Origin of the sequence: Roseobacter sp. HKCCA0434 (assembly GCF_032464675.1) — a bacterium.
Lineage (GTDB): Bacteria > Pseudomonadota > Alphaproteobacteria > Rhodobacterales > Rhodobacteraceae > Pontivivens.
The window spans coordinates 41,202-55,518 of the sequence record NZ_JAWDKL010000010.1; the positions used below are offsets into that span (position 1 = coordinate 41,202).

Annotated in this window: 13 protein-coding genes; 3 read left to right on the top strand and 10 right to left on the bottom strand. The window is 66.8% G+C overall.

Going from position 1 to position 14,317, the window contains the following annotated elements:
• Positions 1–2 precede the first annotated feature (2 nt).
• On the bottom strand, positions 3–803 hold the full coding sequence (locus RX333_RS08035) for a manno-octulosonate cytidylyltransferase (RefSeq protein ID WP_316014410.1): 801 nt from the start codon (positions 801–803) through the stop codon (positions 3–5).
• Entirely contained in the window at positions 803–1,591 is a 789-nt protein-coding gene (gene cysQ / locus RX333_RS08040) for a 3'(2'),5'-bisphosphate nucleotidase CysQ (RefSeq protein ID WP_316014411.1), read from the bottom strand. Before cysQ ends, RX333_RS08035 begins: the two co-directional genes overlap by 1 nt.
• An 80-nt stretch (positions 1,592–1,671) precedes the next feature.
• Here cysQ and RX333_RS08045 point away from each other — a divergent pair, with 80 nt between their 5' ends.
• Entirely contained in the window at positions 1,672–2,490 is an 819-nt protein-coding gene (locus RX333_RS08045) for an ABC transporter permease (RefSeq protein WP_316014412.1), read from the top strand.
• Here RX333_RS08045 and RX333_RS08050 read toward each other — a convergent pair whose 3' ends face one another.
• Positions 2,491–3,396 (bottom strand): LysR family transcriptional regulator, encoded by a 906-nt coding sequence (locus tag RX333_RS08050; RefSeq protein ID WP_316014413.1) that lies wholly within the window; start codon positions 3,394–3,396, stop codon positions 2,491–2,493.
• A 65-nt stretch (positions 3,397–3,461) separates the two neighbouring features.
• Positions 3,462–4,049, bottom strand: a complete 588-nt coding sequence (locus RX333_RS08055; protein ID WP_316014414.1) for a transglycosylase SLT domain-containing protein — start codon at positions 4,047–4,049, stop codon at positions 3,462–3,464.
• Positions 4,050–4,247: 198 nt separating this feature from the next.
• Here RX333_RS08055 and hspQ point away from each other — a divergent pair, with 198 nt between their 5' ends.
• Positions 4,248–4,574 (top strand): heat shock protein HspQ, encoded by a 327-nt coding sequence (gene hspQ, locus RX333_RS08060; protein WP_316014415.1) that lies wholly within the window; start codon positions 4,248–4,250, stop codon positions 4,572–4,574.
• Here the strand turns inward: hspQ and RX333_RS08065 are convergent.
• Positions 4,571–6,139 (bottom strand): gamma-glutamyltransferase family protein, encoded by a 1,569-nt coding sequence (locus RX333_RS08065; RefSeq protein WP_316014416.1) that lies wholly within the window; start codon positions 6,137–6,139, stop codon positions 4,571–4,573. The genes hspQ and RX333_RS08065 overlap by 4 nt on opposite strands.
• 266 nt (positions 6,140–6,405) lie before the next feature.
• Here RX333_RS08065 and RX333_RS08070 point away from each other — a divergent pair, with 266 nt between their 5' ends.
• Complete coding sequence (locus RX333_RS08070; protein WP_316014417.1) at positions 6,406–6,750, top strand: DUF2794 domain-containing protein; 345 nt, start codon at positions 6,406–6,408, stop codon at positions 6,748–6,750.
• On the opposite strand, the gene RX333_RS08075 is transcribed toward RX333_RS08070, so the two are convergent.
• The 5 genes from RX333_RS08075 to topA all read right to left on the bottom strand — a co-directional run bounded on the left by RX333_RS08075 (position 6,747) and on the right by topA (position 14,186).
• Positions 6,747–7,676, bottom strand: coding sequence for a hypothetical protein (locus RX333_RS08075; protein WP_316014418.1), 930 nt, complete (start codon positions 7,674–7,676; stop codon positions 6,747–6,749). The genes RX333_RS08070 and RX333_RS08075 overlap by 4 nt on opposite strands.
• A 64-nt stretch (positions 7,677–7,740) precedes the next feature.
• Positions 7,741–9,969 carry a ribonuclease R gene (gene rnr / locus RX333_RS08080; protein ID WP_316014419.1) on the bottom strand — a complete coding sequence of 743 codons (2,229 nt, stop codon included), beginning with the start codon at positions 9,967–9,969 and terminating at the stop codon, positions 7,741–7,743.
• A 93-nt stretch (positions 9,970–10,062) separates the two neighbouring features.
• The gene (locus RX333_RS08085) at positions 10,063–10,554 is read right to left on the bottom strand and encodes a ferritin-like domain-containing protein (protein WP_316014420.1); all 492 of its coding nucleotides are present in this window, start codon (positions 10,552–10,554) and stop codon (positions 10,063–10,065) included.
• A 99-nt stretch (positions 10,555–10,653) separates the two neighbouring features.
• Positions 10,654–11,385, bottom strand: a complete 732-nt coding sequence (locus RX333_RS08090; protein WP_316014421.1) for a hypothetical protein — start codon at positions 11,383–11,385, stop codon at positions 10,654–10,656.
• Positions 11,386–11,447: 62 nt separating this feature from the next.
• The gene (gene topA, locus RX333_RS08095) at positions 11,448–14,186 is read right to left on the bottom strand and encodes a type I DNA topoisomerase (RefSeq protein ID WP_316014422.1); all 2,739 of its coding nucleotides are present in this window, start codon (positions 14,184–14,186) and stop codon (positions 11,448–11,450) included.
• Between the last annotated feature and the right edge of the window lie 131 nt (positions 14,187–14,317).

Genomic DNA, 14,317 nt, shown 5'->3' on the forward strand with positions numbered 1-14,317 from the left:
CGTCAGTCGAGGCCCTGGTCGCGCAGCATGGCCTCGATCCGCGCGACGTCGACGGGGTTGTTCAACTCCCAGAATCCGCGCCCGCGCGCATCCACCTCGACGCAATGCACGGGCACGCCGTTCTCCATGAAGCGCAGCTGTTCGAGCCCCTCCCACCTCTCCAGCCGCCCTTCGGGCCAACCCGCATAGGCCTCCAGCGCGGAGGGGCGGTAGGCGTAGACGCCGACATGGTGAAAGACTGGATTATCCTCGCCTTCCGCGAAGTCGCGGCCGGTATAGGGCAGGACCTCCTTGGAGAAGTACATCGCCCGGTCCGCCCGGTCGAACACGGCGGTGGTGCCGCCGACGCGGTCATTGCGCCGGTCCTCGCGGAACCCCCGCAGGGCGGCGGCATCGGTGCGCAGTACCGGTGTCGCGACCTGCATGTCCGGGTCGGCAGCCATCCTCTCTATCAGCGCCTCGACGAACCAAGGCGGGGTCAGGGGGGCGTCGCCCTGCAGGTTGACGACGATCTCGGGCCGATTGCTCATCGCCGCGACGGCCTCGGCACAGCGCTCGGTTCCGTTGCGCGCCGCGCTGGAGGTCATCACCACCTCCGCCCCGAAGCCGCGCGCGTGATCCGCGATGCGCGCGTCATCCGTGGCGACGCAGACCCGGTCCGCGCCCGAGACGCGGCATGCGGCGTCCCAGGACCGCCGGATCAGACTGCGCGGCGTGCCGTCCGCCCCGCGCAACTCCACCAACGGTTTGCCCGGATAGCGCGTCGAGGCGTAGCGGGCGGGTATGAGGATCGTGACGGACATCAGGAGACCAGCTTTACGCTCGGAGCAGCCGCGATGAAGTAGGGGTTCTCGAATCCGGGCTTGCCGTAGCCGAGCGGGCTGTGATCGTCGAAGCGGACGACGGTTCCGCCCGCACCGCGCAGCACGGCGTCGCCGGCGGCGGTGTCCCATTCCATCGTGCGCCCCAGCCGGGGGTAGAGGTCCGCCTCCCCGGTCGCGACCAGACAGAACTTCAGCGAGGATCCTGCCGCCACGCTGTCGGCCACGTCGTATTTCGCGATGTAGCTCTCCAACTCCGGCGAGCGGTGCGATTTCGACGCGACGACGCGCAAGGGGCCATCGGGCGTCGCGACTGAGAGCGGCGTCACCTCGCCGGGCGCGTCCCCGAATGGCCCCGTCTCCTCGACCGCCTGGCCGTCGGCCTGGGTGTAGAACAGCCGCCCGATGGCGGGGGCATAGACCACGCCGCGCACCGGCACGCCGTTCTCGACCAGAGCGATATTGACGGTGAACTGCCCGCGCCGCTGCACGAATTCCTTGGTGCCGTCGAGCGGATCGACGATCAGGAACGTGTCGACGTCCTGCCCGTGCGTGTCCGCCTGTTCCTCGGTCACCAGCGGCAGATCGGGAAATGCCGCGCGCAGGCCATCCGAGATCAGCGCGTCCGCGGCCTCGTCAGCCGCCGTGACCGGGCTGTCGTCGCTCTTGGCGCGGACATCGAAATCGTCCGCCTCGTAGATCTCCATGATCCGGGCACCGGCCCGCAACGCGAGGTCGCGAAAGGTGTTGGCAAGGCTTTCGTGGTTCATGGTCTTCTCCGATGGCACGCGGTCATGCATGGTGTATGTGTCATGGGACAGCGTGTGACAACAGTCCGGGGAGGCGACCCGTGCCGCAGTTTCAGAGGTATCACAGGGCGCAGACCTTCTGGGAGTCGCTGCAGTCGCTGCTCGACATCATCTACATCTCGATCGTCAGGTCGTTCCGCACCGATACCGGCGGGTCGCTGCTCGGCTTCGTATCGCTGCTGATCCAGCCGCTGATCCTGTTCTTCATCTTCTACGTGATCTTCGAGGTTTTCGGTCGTCTGCCGGCGATCCGTGGGGATTTCCTGCTGTTCATGATGACCGGGATCTTCCTCTACCGCGCCCATATCCAGGCGGTGACCAACCTTAAGGGGGCGGGCCACGCGACATCGGGTATGATGTTCTACGCCAAGACCTCGACCCTCATCTCGATCCTGTCGGCCGCGCTGAACCAGCTCTACATCGTGATCCTGTCCGTGATCGTCATCATGACGACCGCCTACCTGATCCGCGGGTATCTGGAGGTCTACAATCCGCCGGGTCTGATCCTGCCCTTCTTCATGGCCTGGGCCAGTGGTCTGGCGGTCGGGCTGCTGTTCATGGCGTTCACGCCCTTCGCGCCGGGCGTAATCCCGAAACTGTTTCAGGTGTACCGCCGACTTCAGATGGTGACGAGCGGCAAGATGTTCGTGGCCAATACTATTCCAGCGGCGATCCTGCCCTTCTTCGCGTGGAATCCGCTGTTCCACTCGATCGACCAGGCGCGCGGGCACGCCTTCATCAATTACCTGCCAAAGAAGACGAGCATCGAGTACCCGATCTACTTCACGCTCGCCGCACTCGCAATCGGCTTCACGGTCGAGTTCGCGATGCGCGCACGCCAGAACTACGGGATCGAGTGATCACCAGATGATGTCGCCCTGTTTCTTGAAATGGGCGGCCATGAACTCGACGAAGGCGCGCAGCTTGGGCTGGGGGAACCGGCCCGGCGGATAGACGGCGTAGATGCCGAGCTCCGGCTTGCGGATCTTCGGCAGGACCTCGACGGTGCGCCCCTTCTCGATCGAGTCGCGCAGGATGAATGTCGGCACATGACTGATGCCCAGCCCGTTCTCCACCGCGCGCAGCAGCGCCTCACCATTGTTGGCGGTCAGCTTGCCGCCCGCGCGCACCTGCTTCTCCACTCCGGTCTCCGTGGTCAGCCGCCAGAAATTCCCGGTCGAGAGGTTGGAGTAGTGCAAGAGGTCGTGATCGGCGAGGTCCTCGATGCACTCGGGCGTGCCCCGCCGCGCGAGGTAGTCGGGGGAAGCGACCAGCAGCCCGGTCGCATCCCCCAGCTTGCGCGCGCGAAGCGAGCTATCAGGCAGGTTGCCGATGCGGATGGCAAGATCGAAGCCTTCGGACACCAGTTCCACGAACCGGTCGTCCATGACCATGTGGATCGAGACCTCGGGGTATTGCAGCAGGAATTCGGCCACCGCCTCCGAGACATGCGTGGTGCCGAAGCCGACGGGCACCGACAGGCGCAATTCCCCGCGCGGCTCCGACTGCATCGACGTGACCATCGCGTCGGCGTCCCCCGCCTCCGACAGCACGCGCCCCGCCTTGTCGTAATAGGCGAGGCCGATCTCGGTCGGACTGACGCGCCGCGTGGTGCGGTTCAGAAGGCGCGCGCCCAGCCGCGCCTCCAGCGAGGACACATGCTTGGAGATCGCGCTCTTGGATATTCCCAGCTTGCGCGCCGCATCGGTGAAGCCGCCCTGGTCTACCACCGCGATGAAGGCTTCCATTTCCGCCAGACGATCCATCGGCTCCTCCGTTTCCCAACCCGCATCAGAAAGTCATTCCGATGCCGATTGTCAACGAAGCCGGGTCAGACCATACGGCTGGGGCAGGCGTTGAGCTGCGTGCGATAGACCTCGACCATCGTGCGCACCTCACCTGCCGCGCGCAGCAGGAAGTCCTTTTCCCAGTACGTCCCGCGGCGGAAACCGTTATGTCCCTCGTGATACGCGAGGTACTGCGCGTAGCTGTCGTAGAAGGACAGGCCGTTCTGCTTCAGCGTCTCGTTCATGTACCAGCCGATGAAGTCCGCGGCGTCCGAGAACCGCGTCCGGTCGCCCGCATGATTGCCGGTCGCGTCCTGATACCAGGCCCAGGTGCCGTTGATCGCCTGGCTGTAGCCATAGGCGGACGATGTTCCGGGGCTCGCATGCTGGCGGAACCGGCTCTCGCGCCACATGATGCCCATCATCACCTCGACGGGCGTGCCCCATTTGGCCGAGGCGACCTCCATGTCGCGCCGCCAATGCGGCTTCTCCGCGAAGATCGCGCAGATGTTGAGCGTATTGCTGGGCGGGATCTCGTTACCGATGGGACGCGCGACCTCCGGCTCGTTGCGTCCACATGCCGCCAGAAGGCATAGCGCGATCGCGCCCGCCAGACGGACCAGTCCTGTCATCCTCATATCGTCACCTGTAATCGACTGTCGCTGCTCGGTTTCGCCCGTTTTTGGGGTCTTGGGCGTCACGATAACGCAACTTCCGGCCCCTGTCCGCCCATTTGTCGCCAATCACGCAACCGCGATCACAGGGGCAGCGTGACTGGACAGGCCATGGGGCACGTCCTATAGCGCAAGACAGGTTAAAGGGTGGCGCAAATGCAGGTCAGAGAAGCGAAATTTTCGATCGGTCAGGTGGTGCGACACCGAATCCACCCGTTTCGCGGCGTGATCTTCGACGTGGACCCCGAATTCGACAATACCGAGGAATGGTACCAGTCGATCCCGGAGGATCACCGTCCGGCCAAGGATCAGCCGTTCTACCACCTCTTCGCCGAGAACGAGACGAGCTACTACATCGCCTACGTGTCGGAGCAGAACCTGCTCCGCGACGAAACGGGCGAGCCGGTGGATCACCCAGAGATCGGCGACATGTTCGGCACGCTCGAAAACGGGCGCTACCGGCTGGCGCTGGGCGCGCACTAGTACCCCAGCGCGCAGCCGTCCTTGCGCGGGTCGCTCGCCCCTTCCAGAACACCGTCCTCGCGGATGCGGATCGCCTGCGCGCCGCCGATGGCGGTCTCGGGCTCCTTCACCTCATGGCCCTTGGCGCGCAGCGCGTCCCACACCGCGGAGGGGTAGCCGTTCTCCAGTTCCATCGGTCCCAGCGCGCCGAAGCTGCGGGCCGTGTCGATCGCGGCCTGCGGGTGCATTCCGAAATCTACCATGTTGCTGACGACCCGCGCGTGCCCGTTGGGCTGGTAGGCCCCGCCCATCACGCCGAAGGGCATCTCCACCCGGCCCTCCCGGCGCAGCATGGCGGGGATGATGGTGTGCATTGGCCGCTTTCCGGGCCCCGCCTCGTTCGGATGTCCCTCGGTCAGGTTGAAGCCCGCGCCGCGGTTCTGGAACCCGATCCCGAACCGGGTGGACGCGAGGCCCGAGCCGAAGGAATGGAAGACCGAGTAGATCAGGCTGACGGCCATGCCGTCGCCATCCGCCACCGTGATGTAGATCGTGTCCTTGTGGACCTCCTCCGCAAGCGGGGCGGGGGCGGGCAGCACCTTCTCCATGTCGATCAGGCCCGCGAGCGGCGCCGCCAACTCCTCCGACAGCATGTGGTCGAGCCGCGTCGTGTGATCCGGGTCGGCGATGAAGCGATTGCGCGCGTCATAGGCGAGCTTCGCCGCCTCCGCCTCCAGATGCGCGCGATCGGCCCCCAGCGGGTCCATCGCGGCGATGTCGAACCGCTCCAGCATCTTCAGGATCAGGAGCGCCGTCGCACCCGACCCGTTGGGCGGCAGCTCCACCAGTTCCACCCCGCGATAGGTGCCGCTGATCGGCTGCACCCAGTCGCAAGACGTCGCGGCGAAGTCGTCGAGCGTGTGCGAGGCACCGAGCGCGTTCAAGGACGCGACCATGTCCTCGGCAACTTCGCCTTCGTAGAAGCCCGCGCGCCCGTTCGCCACGATCCGGCGCAGAACCTCCGCCTGACCGGGCAGCGCGAAGCGGGTCCCGGAGGCCGGGGCCGTGCCGTCGACGAGGAAGTGCCGTCGCCCCTCGCCCGACAGGTGCTTGGCCTTCGCCCAGTCATCGGCCACGCGCGGTGCGACCGGCACACCGTCCTCGAAATAGGGGATGACCGGCCCCAGCGCGTCACCCAGCCCCAGCTTGCCGAACCGCTCCGCCAACGTGGCGAAGCCATCGACCGCACCGGGTAGCGTGACCGCATGGGCGGAATAGACCGGCACCGCGTCGTGCCCGGCTTCGCGCAGCGCAGCGGCATCGAACCCCGCAGGCGCCCGCCCCGACGCGTTGAGCCCGTGCACCTCGTCCCCTTGCGACACCAGCGCGAACATGTCACCGCCCAGGCCGGTCATCTGCGGCTCGCACACGCCCAGCAGAACCGCGCCCGCGATCGCGGCATCGACCGCATTGCCGCCGCGTTTCAGCGTCTCGACCGCGATCTGCGCGGCCAGCGGGTGGGAGGTCGCGCACATACCGTTCGTGGCGAAGACGGCGGAGCGGCCGGGCAGGTGAAAGTCGCGCATGATCTCTCCTCGCATGTCTGTCCCGAGAAGGGGTAGCGCCTGCGCGAAGGCTTGCCAATGAGGGGGAGGGGTGCATCGCCCGGTTCGTCCCGAATTCAGTTTGGGGGCATGAATGTGGACCGCCCCGTGCGATGCAGGTCCCTTGTCGCCCACCATGATGGCCGCGTTGGGTCCGAATTGCGGCAGAGGCTGGGAAAGATCGGGGCAGGGCCGCCACAATCATGCGCGACTTGCCCGCCCGGCGCTGTCGCGGCACACTCGCAGGCATGACGATCGTGACCCCCATCGGCGCCGCCCGCCCCTCGACCGAGATCGTGGCCTTTCACCGGACCGAGCTTGCGGTGATCCTCTCGCTCTATGGCCGCATGGTCGCCGCGGGCGAATGGCGCGACTACGGCATGTCCAACCTGCGGGAGGTCGCCATCTTCTCGATCTTCCGCCGCACGGCGGAACATCCGCTCTACCGTATCGAGAAGCGGCCCAAGCTGGCGCGGGCGCAGGGGCAATACGCCGTCATCGGCATGGATGGTCGCATCCTGAAACGCGGCCACGACCTGAAATCCGTCCTGCGCGTGCTGGAGCGCAAGCTGATCCGCGCGGTAAAGGACTAGTAGCCGACCGGGTCGCGCAGCGCCTGGCGCAGGCCCAGCGGCAGCGCGCCGCCGCCCTCGATCCGGTTCGCCATCGCGTCGCCGCCCACGCCGACACTGGCCGCGAACAGCCGGATATAACCCTGCGCATGATTCAATTGCATTTGCCCGGCCTCGACCCGTTCGTCCAGGATCGCCACGACCTCGTTCACATCCCGGTCGCTGCCCAGCAGTCCGATCAACCCATCGGCCGCGTCGGGTCGCATCGCTTCGATCAGATGCTGTGCGATGGCGCGGTCGCGCATCGCACTGAACCGCGCGCGCATCTCTTCCGGTCGGGTCAGCGCCGCCAGCCGCGAGCACAGTCCGGCCTGATGCAACCGCGCCGATGGATCGGTGAGGAGCAGCATCCCCGGATGCGTACCGTTCGAACATTCGACCAGCCCGGTCCCGTCCGGCAGGGTGATCGCGCTCAACGTCTCCGCTTCGGTCCCGATCAGAAGCAGGTTCCAAGCGCCGATCGCGACGAGCATTCCACTCTGTGACGGCAAGATGAATTCGGGCCGAGGGACAGCGCTGCGCGGAACGAAGGCAGTCTGCGGCGCCGCGGCCCGATCGTCCGGTTCGATTTCGGTTTGATCGACGACAGGGGGCGCAATGACCTCGCCGACGGAGACCGTTTCGGAAGCGCCCGCCTGCGCTAGTTCGGCCTCCGCTTCCGCGCGCGGTGTCGCCTCGGGCGCGGGGGCCGGATCGGTATGCTCGCCATCCGCCTCGATCACCTGTCGATTCGCCACCGCGGGCGAAGGCCGCCCTTCCACACCCGGTGCCGCGCTCTCCACCAGAACGACCACCGCGCCGATCAGCAGCAGCACCGCACCGAGCGCGCCGTAGATCACACCCATGCCCGCAGGCTTCGGAACACCGGGCGGCGTGGTGGTGGTCATCGTGCAACTCCTCGAAGCAGGGGCCGACCCTTGGTGGCCCAGCCTGCCCGCCGAGGCAAGCGTCTCAGCCGCGACGGCTCTTGTTGCGCTTGATCCGGCCTTTCACCTGCTTGCGCTTCGGGCTGCCCTTGCGCGGGCCTGTGCGGCCTTGCGGCATGGCGCGATCCTCGACCGACAGCAGCTCGAACATCAGCCCGCCCGTCACGGGAACCGCCTCCTCCAGCCGCACGCGGACCTCCATTCCCAGCCCGATCACCCGGCCCGAGCGATCGCCGGTCAGCGTCTGCGCCTCCGCATCGTGCCGCCAATATTCCTGCCCCAGCCGACTGATCGGAATCAGGCCGTCCGCGCCCGTCTCCTCCAGCTTCGCGAACAGCCCGAACCGCGCGACGCCGGAGATGCGGGCGTCGAATTCCGACCCCACCCGCTCCGACAGGTAGGCGGCGAGGTAGCGGTCCGTCGTGTCCCGCTCGGCCAGCATCGAGCGGCGCTCCGTGGTCGAGATATGCTCCGCCGTCTGCTCCAGCCGCTCCACGTCCTGCGGCGACAGCCCGTCATCGCCCCAGCCATGCGCCGAGATCAGCGCGCGGTGCACGATCAGGTCTGCATAGCGGCGGATGGGCGAGGTGAAATGCGCGTAACGGGCCAGCCCCAGCCCGAAATGCCCGTAATTCTCGGCCGAGTAATAGGCCTGCATCATCGAGCGCAGCACCGACAGGTTGATCATCTCCGCATGATCCTGCCCCGCGCTCTGTTCCAAGAGCGCGTTGAGATGCCGGGTCTTCAGGACCTGCCCCTTGGCCAGCACCATGCCGACGCTGTCCACGACCTCGCGCAGCGCATCGAGCTTGGCCGGGGACGGCTCCTCGTGCACTCGGTAGAGGAAGGGCCGGCGTTTCTTTTCCAGCGTCTCGGCGGCGCAGACATTGGAGAGGATCATGAACTCCTCGATCAGCTTGTGCGCGTCGAACCGGTCGCGGAAGGCGACGGAGGTGACCTGTCCCGCCTCGTCCAGCACGATCTTGCGCTCCGGCAGATCCAGTTCCAGCGGCGCGCGCACCTCTCGCGCGCGGCGCGCGGCGGCATAGGCGGACCAGAGCGGGCGCAGCACCCAGTCGAGCAATGGGTCCGTCCGCTCCGACACCTCGCCGTCGATGGCGGCCTGCGCCTCCTCGTAGGACAGGGACGCGGGCGAGCGCATCAGCGCGCGGGTGAAGCGATGGCCGCGCCGCTGCCCATCTGCGCCCAGCACCATACGCAGCGCGATGCAGGGCCGGTCGACCCCTTCGTGCAGCGAGCACAGGTCGCCCGACAGCTCCTCGGGCAGCATCGGCACCACGCGGTCGGGAAAATAGGTGGAGTTGCCGCGCTTGCGCGCCTCCTGATCCAGCGGCGAGCCGGGGGTGACGTAATGGGCGACATCGGCGATGGCGACCCAGACGATATGCCCGCCCGGATTGGCCGGGTCGGTATCCGCCTCCGCCGCCACGGCATCGTCGTGGTCGCGCGCGTCAGAGGGGTCGATGGTGATCAGCGGCAGGTGCCGCAGGTCCTCGCGGGTGCCGAGGCTGACCGGCTTCGCCTTGATCGCCTGCTTGACCACCTCGTCGGGAAAGGCGTCGGGGATGCCGTGCTCGTGGATCGCGATCAGGCTGACGGCACGCGGGGCGGCAGGATCGCCCAGCCGCGCCACGATCTTCGCCTTGGGCAGCCCCTGCCGCCCGCCGCGCCCGATCTGCTCGGCCTCGACCAGCTCTCCGTCGCGCGCACCCGCGCGGTCGCCCGGCGCCACGATCCAGTCGCGATCCGCCTTCTTGTCCACCGGGCTTATGCGCCCGCCGAAATCGGCCTGGCGGAAGATGCCGATGATCTTCGCGGGGCCGGAGCCGAGCTTGCGGATCACCTTGCCGTAATAGCCCTGCGCGCCCCGGTCGATCTTGACCAGCGCCCGATCACCAGGACCCACGGCATGTTCGCCCTTGCCCGGAGCGATCGAGACGCGCGGGATCAACTCGTCGCTCTCCCAGACCTGCGGCTCGGCCCACAGGTCGCCATCGGCATCGGGCTCCAGCACGCGCAGCACGGTGACGGGCGGCAGTTCGCCCGCTTTGCGGAACTGCTTGCGGCCCTTCTCGATCAGGCCTTCCTCGGCCATCTCGCGCAGCACGCGCTTCAACTCCACGCGGGCGGAGCCCTTGATGCCGAAGGCGCGCCCGATCTCCCGCTTGCCCGAGGCATTGGGGTTCTCGCGGATGAAGTCGAGGATCTGCTCTTTACTGGGAAAATCTTTCATACCGACTGCTCTAGCACGCCCGTCACCCGGACACGAGTGCGCCCCGCCCGCCGGATGGCGAACGGGGCGCGAAGACTTGGACCATGATGGTCCTTACGCGGCAGCGGCCTTGTTGATGCCGTGTGTCGCGATCTCGGTCATGTGCTTGTCGCCGTCGTAGGAAGCGTCGAGGCACTTGTCGAGCTTCGTCACGTCGTCGTCCTGGCCCAGGCGCTTGCCGAAGGCCTTGCAGCAGCCGTAGCCGGCGATCGCGTAGTGCGCCATGCGCTGATACTGCGTGATGATCATCGCGTCGCGCACGTCGTCATCGGTGAAGTCCGTGTCGAGGACGTGCGCATGCACTTCCTTGACCAGGCCTTCCATGCCCTTGCAGAATTCGTCGGTCGGATCTTCGCCGTGACCCTTGATGATCTCGCTGAGGGTCGACATGCCCTGCTCGATCCCTTCGACACCGGCCTTGAGGGCCGATTTCAGTTCGGAATCGGTCGCCGCGTCGTGCAGCTTCTGGGTCGCGTCTTTCGACTGCTTGCAGGCGCTGTAGATGTCCTGCATCTGGTCGATGTAGATGTCTTTGAGGCTCGACATGGCCATGATGAAATCCTTTCAAGCTTAAATGCCTTAGGTGCGATCAACGGCTGGACCGCTTCACGGTTCCGTGACGTCGACAGGATGTCGCACATTCCCTCAGCCGCGCCGCAGGATCGCGATCGCGCGGTTCAGCAGCGGGTCGTGACGCGCAGTCAGCTTCGCCACGTTCAGCGACCAGCGTTTCGCATCGGCGGTGGTGCCTGCAAGCCCACGCAGCGGCAGCAATGCGGGCACCGGCCGGTCAGGGATTCCGCAGCGTCCCGCGATGCCCGCGTGGTAGAGCGCATCGACCAGCACCGTCAGGACCAGCATCGTGCCCTTGGGCAGGTCGTCACCCTCGGGCCGCAGCGCGATGACCAGCGGCATCAGCCCCAGGGTCAGCCCGAAGCGGTGGCCGGGCATCAGCCTTGCCAGCCACGGCACAAGGTCGGGATGGTGGCGCGGCGTGCCGAAGGTCGCGTGCAGCCAGCGATCGACGCCCTCGCGCGGCAATCCGGTAAAGCGTTCCAGCCGCCGCCACAGCTCCTCGACCGATCCGGGGCTGAGGTCCATGCCTGTCTCGCCGCGCACCGCCGCTTGGTGCTTCAGCCAATGCGTCGCCCGCGCGCGCCGGGCGAAGGCCTGCATGGCCTGACCCTTCTCCGCATCGGATCGCCCGTCGAGGCCGCGGCAGTCCCACTCCCCCATGCCGAAGCGCAACGGCACGTGCAGCACGGCGCGCGCCAGGGCCTCGCCCTGAAGCTGCGGCAATAGCGGGCTCACCGGCTCATGCCGATACGCGGCGTTCTGCACGGTGAACGCCCCCTTGCCGATCTGGATCGTGGTCATGTGCCCTCCGGCCACTCGCTGGCCTTTCGCGAAGGCATAGATGCGGCGGTTTCCCGCCGATTCTAGTCGGCAGCCTTCTTTTTGGCGGCGGGCTTCTTCGCCGTCGCCTTCTTGGCCGCGGGCTTCTTCTTCGCCGGGGCCTTCTTGTTGGGCTTGGTCGCGGCCTTCTCCTCGATCCAGACCAGCGCCTGTTCCAGCGTCACGTCCTGCGGGTCGACGTCCTTGGGGATGGTCGCGTTGACCTTGTCGTATTTCACGTAAGGGCCGTAGCGCCCCTTCATAACGTTGACCGGCCCGCCCGCGGGATGCTCGCCCAGTTCCTTCAGCGGCTCTGCCGCCGCGGCACGGCGGCCGGGATTGGCCTTCTTGTGCTCGATCAGGTCGACGGCGCGGTTCAGGCCGATCGTGTGCACCTCCTCGGGGTCGGAGAGGTTGGCATAGACCTTCTTGGGCTTGGCGCTCTTGGGCGCGTCCTCGGCCAGCGGCTCGGTCAGCATCACGTAGGGTCCGAACCGGCCGATATTGCTCTCGATATCCCCACCATCCGGGTGCTTGCCGATGAAGCGCGGCAGGGCCAGCAGCGGCAGCGCCATCGCAAGGTCGACCTTCTCAAGGTCGGTGTCCTTGGGGATGCTCGCCCGCTTGGGCTTCGGCGCTTCCTCGGTTGGCTCACCGAGCTGCACGTAGGGCCCGAACCGGCCCGTGCGCAGCGTCACCGGCACGCCCTCGTCATCATGTCCCAGCAGCTTGCCGTCCGGACCCGCCACGTCGCCGCCCTCGACCTCTCCGGCGAGCGGGCGGGTGTAGCGGCACTCGGGATAGTTGGAGCAGCCGATGAACGCCCCGCCCGACCGCGCGGTGCGCATCGACAGCCGCCCCTGCCCGCAGTTCGGGCACAGGCGCGGATCGCTGCCATCCTCCTTGGCGGGGAACAGGTGCGGTTCGAGCACCTCGTTGATCTTCTCCAGCACCTCGGTGATCGACAGGTCCATCGTCTCGTCGAGCGCGACCTTGAAGTCCTGCCAGAACCGCTCCAGCAGCTTGTGCCAGTCGGCATCTCCCGCCGAGACGTGGTCGAGATCCTCCTCCAGCTTCGCCGTGAAGTCATAGCTGACATAGCGCCGGAAGAAGTTCTCGAGGAAGGCCGTGACCAGCCGCCCCTTGTCCTCGGGGATCAGGCGGTTCTTCTCCTTGCGGACATAGTCGCGGTCCTGGATCGTCGTGACGATGCTGGCATAGGTCGAGGGCCGCCCGATGCCGAGCTCCTCCATCCGCTTGACCAGAGTGGCCTCGGTATACCGGGGCGGCGGCTGAGTGAAATGCTGCTGGCCCATAATGGCGTGCCGCACGTCGATGACTGCATAAGGCGAACGCGCCATACCGCCCCGTGCATCAAGAATTTCGATCTCATGAACTTTGCCATCTTTGTGCAGGGCCTCGAAGGCGTCGTGCAACCCATCAATGCAATGCTCAATGATATCGCCTTCCATGATCTGGGGAAGGCGCTTCGAATCCTCGTCCTCGACGTCGTCGCGCCCCTCCTCGTAAACCTTCAGGAACCCGTCGAAGGTCACGACCTGACCCGTCGCGCGCAGCACGATCTCCCCGTCTGGGGAACCGACCTCGACCGCCGTCCGCTCCAGCCGCGCGCTCGCCATCTGGCTCGCGATGGTCCGCTTCCAGATCAGGTCGTAGAGCTTGCGCTGATCCGCCTCCACGCCGCCCGGCAGGTCGTCCGCCGCGCGGGTCATCTCGGTGGGTCGCACGCATTCGTGCGCCTCTTGCGCGTTCTTCGCCTTGTTCTTGTAGATGCGTGCCTCGCCCGGCACGTACTCGGCGCCGTAGCGCGCGCCGATCGCGTCGCGCGCGGCTGTCACGGCCTCGGGCGCCATGTCGATGCCGTCCGTCCGCATATAGGTGATGTAGCCCGCCTCATAGAGCCGCTGCGCCACCTGCATGGTCTGGCGCGCACCCCAGGAGAACTTGCGGCTCGCCTCCTGCTGAAGCGTGGAGGTCATGAACGGGGCGGCCGGATTGCGCGTCGCGGGCTTCGCCTCGACGCTCTGGACCTTCAGGTCGCGGCTCTGGATCGCCGCCACCGCCAGCTCCGCCGCCTCGCCGGTGGCGATGTCGTAGCGGTCGAGCTTCTTGCCGCCGAGCGCCGTCAGCCGTGCCTCGAACGTCTGCCCGCGCGGCGTCTCCAGCAGCGCCTTGACGCTCCAGTACTCGCGGGGCCGGAACGCCTCGATCTCCATCTCCCGCTCGACGATGATGCGCAGGGCGACCGATTGCACGCGGCCCGCCGACTTCGCGCCCGGCAGGCGGCGCCACAGCACCGGCGACAGCTTGAAGCCCACGAGGTAGTCCAGCGCACGCCGCGCCAGGTACGCTTCCACCAGTTCCATGTCGACCTGGCGGGGGTTCTTCATCGCCTCGGTCACGGCGGACTTGGTGATGGCGTTGAAGACCACCCGCTCCACCGCCGTCGTTTTCTTGATCGCCCGCCGCTTGGTCAGCGCCTCCTGCAAATGCCAGGAGATCGCCTCCCCCTCGCGGTCGGGGTCGGTCGCGAGGATCAGCTTGTCGTCGCTCTTCAGCGCGTCGGCGATCGCCTTCACGTGTTTTTGCGAGGCGGTCGCCACCTCCCAGGTCATCGCGAAATTGTCGTCCGGGTCGACCGAGCCGTCCTTGGGCGGCAGGTCGCGCACATGGCCGTAGGAGGCGAGGACGGTGAAGTCGTTGCCGAGATACTTGTTGATGGTCTTGGCCTTGGCTGGGCTCTCGACGACTACGACTGGCATGTGTGAACCCCCTCGAGGACGTGGATGTCCGCGTTGAGCGGGGAAAATGGGTGCAGCTCCGTCCAGTGTCAACGGGGGCTGCCGGACGGGACGGCGAGGCGGGGAGAGCACCCCGCCGCCCCGGCAGGTTG

What these genes read in the sequence shown, in the direction of transcription:
- RX333_RS08050 (WP_316014413.1), bottom strand. Translation starts at nt 3,396, where the DNA reads ATGGATCGTCTGGCGGAAATGGAAGCCTTCATCGCGGTGGTAGACCAG.
- RX333_RS08090 (WP_316014421.1), bottom strand. Translation starts at nt 11,385, where the DNA reads ATGACCACGATCCAGATCGGCAAGGGGGCGTTCACCGTGCAGAACGCC.
- topA (WP_316014422.1), bottom strand. Translation starts at nt 14,186, where the DNA reads ATGCCAGTCGTAGTCGTCGAGAGCCCAGCCAAGGCCAAGACCATCAAC.
- rnr (WP_316014419.1), bottom strand. Translation starts at nt 9,969, where the DNA reads ATGAAAGATTTTCCCAGTAAAGAGCAGATCCTCGACTTCATCCGCGAG.
- RX333_RS08085 (WP_316014420.1), bottom strand. Translation starts at nt 10,554, where the DNA reads ATGTCGAGCCTCAAAGACATCTACATCGACCAGATGCAGGACATCTAC.
- hspQ (WP_316014415.1), top strand. Translation starts at nt 4,248, where the DNA reads ATGCAGGTCAGAGAAGCGAAATTTTCGATCGGTCAGGTGGTGCGACAC.
- RX333_RS08075 (WP_316014418.1), bottom strand. Translation starts at nt 7,676, where the DNA reads ATGACCACCACCACGCCGCCCGGTGTTCCGAAGCCTGCGGGCATGGGT.
- RX333_RS08055 (WP_316014414.1), bottom strand. Translation starts at nt 4,049, where the DNA reads ATGACAGGACTGGTCCGTCTGGCGGGCGCGATCGCGCTATGCCTTCTG.
- RX333_RS08070 (WP_316014417.1), top strand. Translation starts at nt 6,406, where the DNA reads ATGACGATCGTGACCCCCATCGGCGCCGCCCGCCCCTCGACCGAGATC.
- cysQ (WP_316014411.1), bottom strand. Translation starts at nt 1,591, where the DNA reads ATGAACCACGAAAGCCTTGCCAACACCTTTCGCGACCTCGCGTTGCGG.
- RX333_RS08035 (WP_316014410.1), bottom strand. Translation starts at nt 803, where the DNA reads ATGTCCGTCACGATCCTCATACCCGCCCGCTACGCCTCGACGCGCTAT.
- RX333_RS08065 (WP_316014416.1), bottom strand. Translation starts at nt 6,139, where the DNA reads ATGCGCGACTTTCACCTGCCCGGCCGCTCCGCCGTCTTCGCCACGAAC.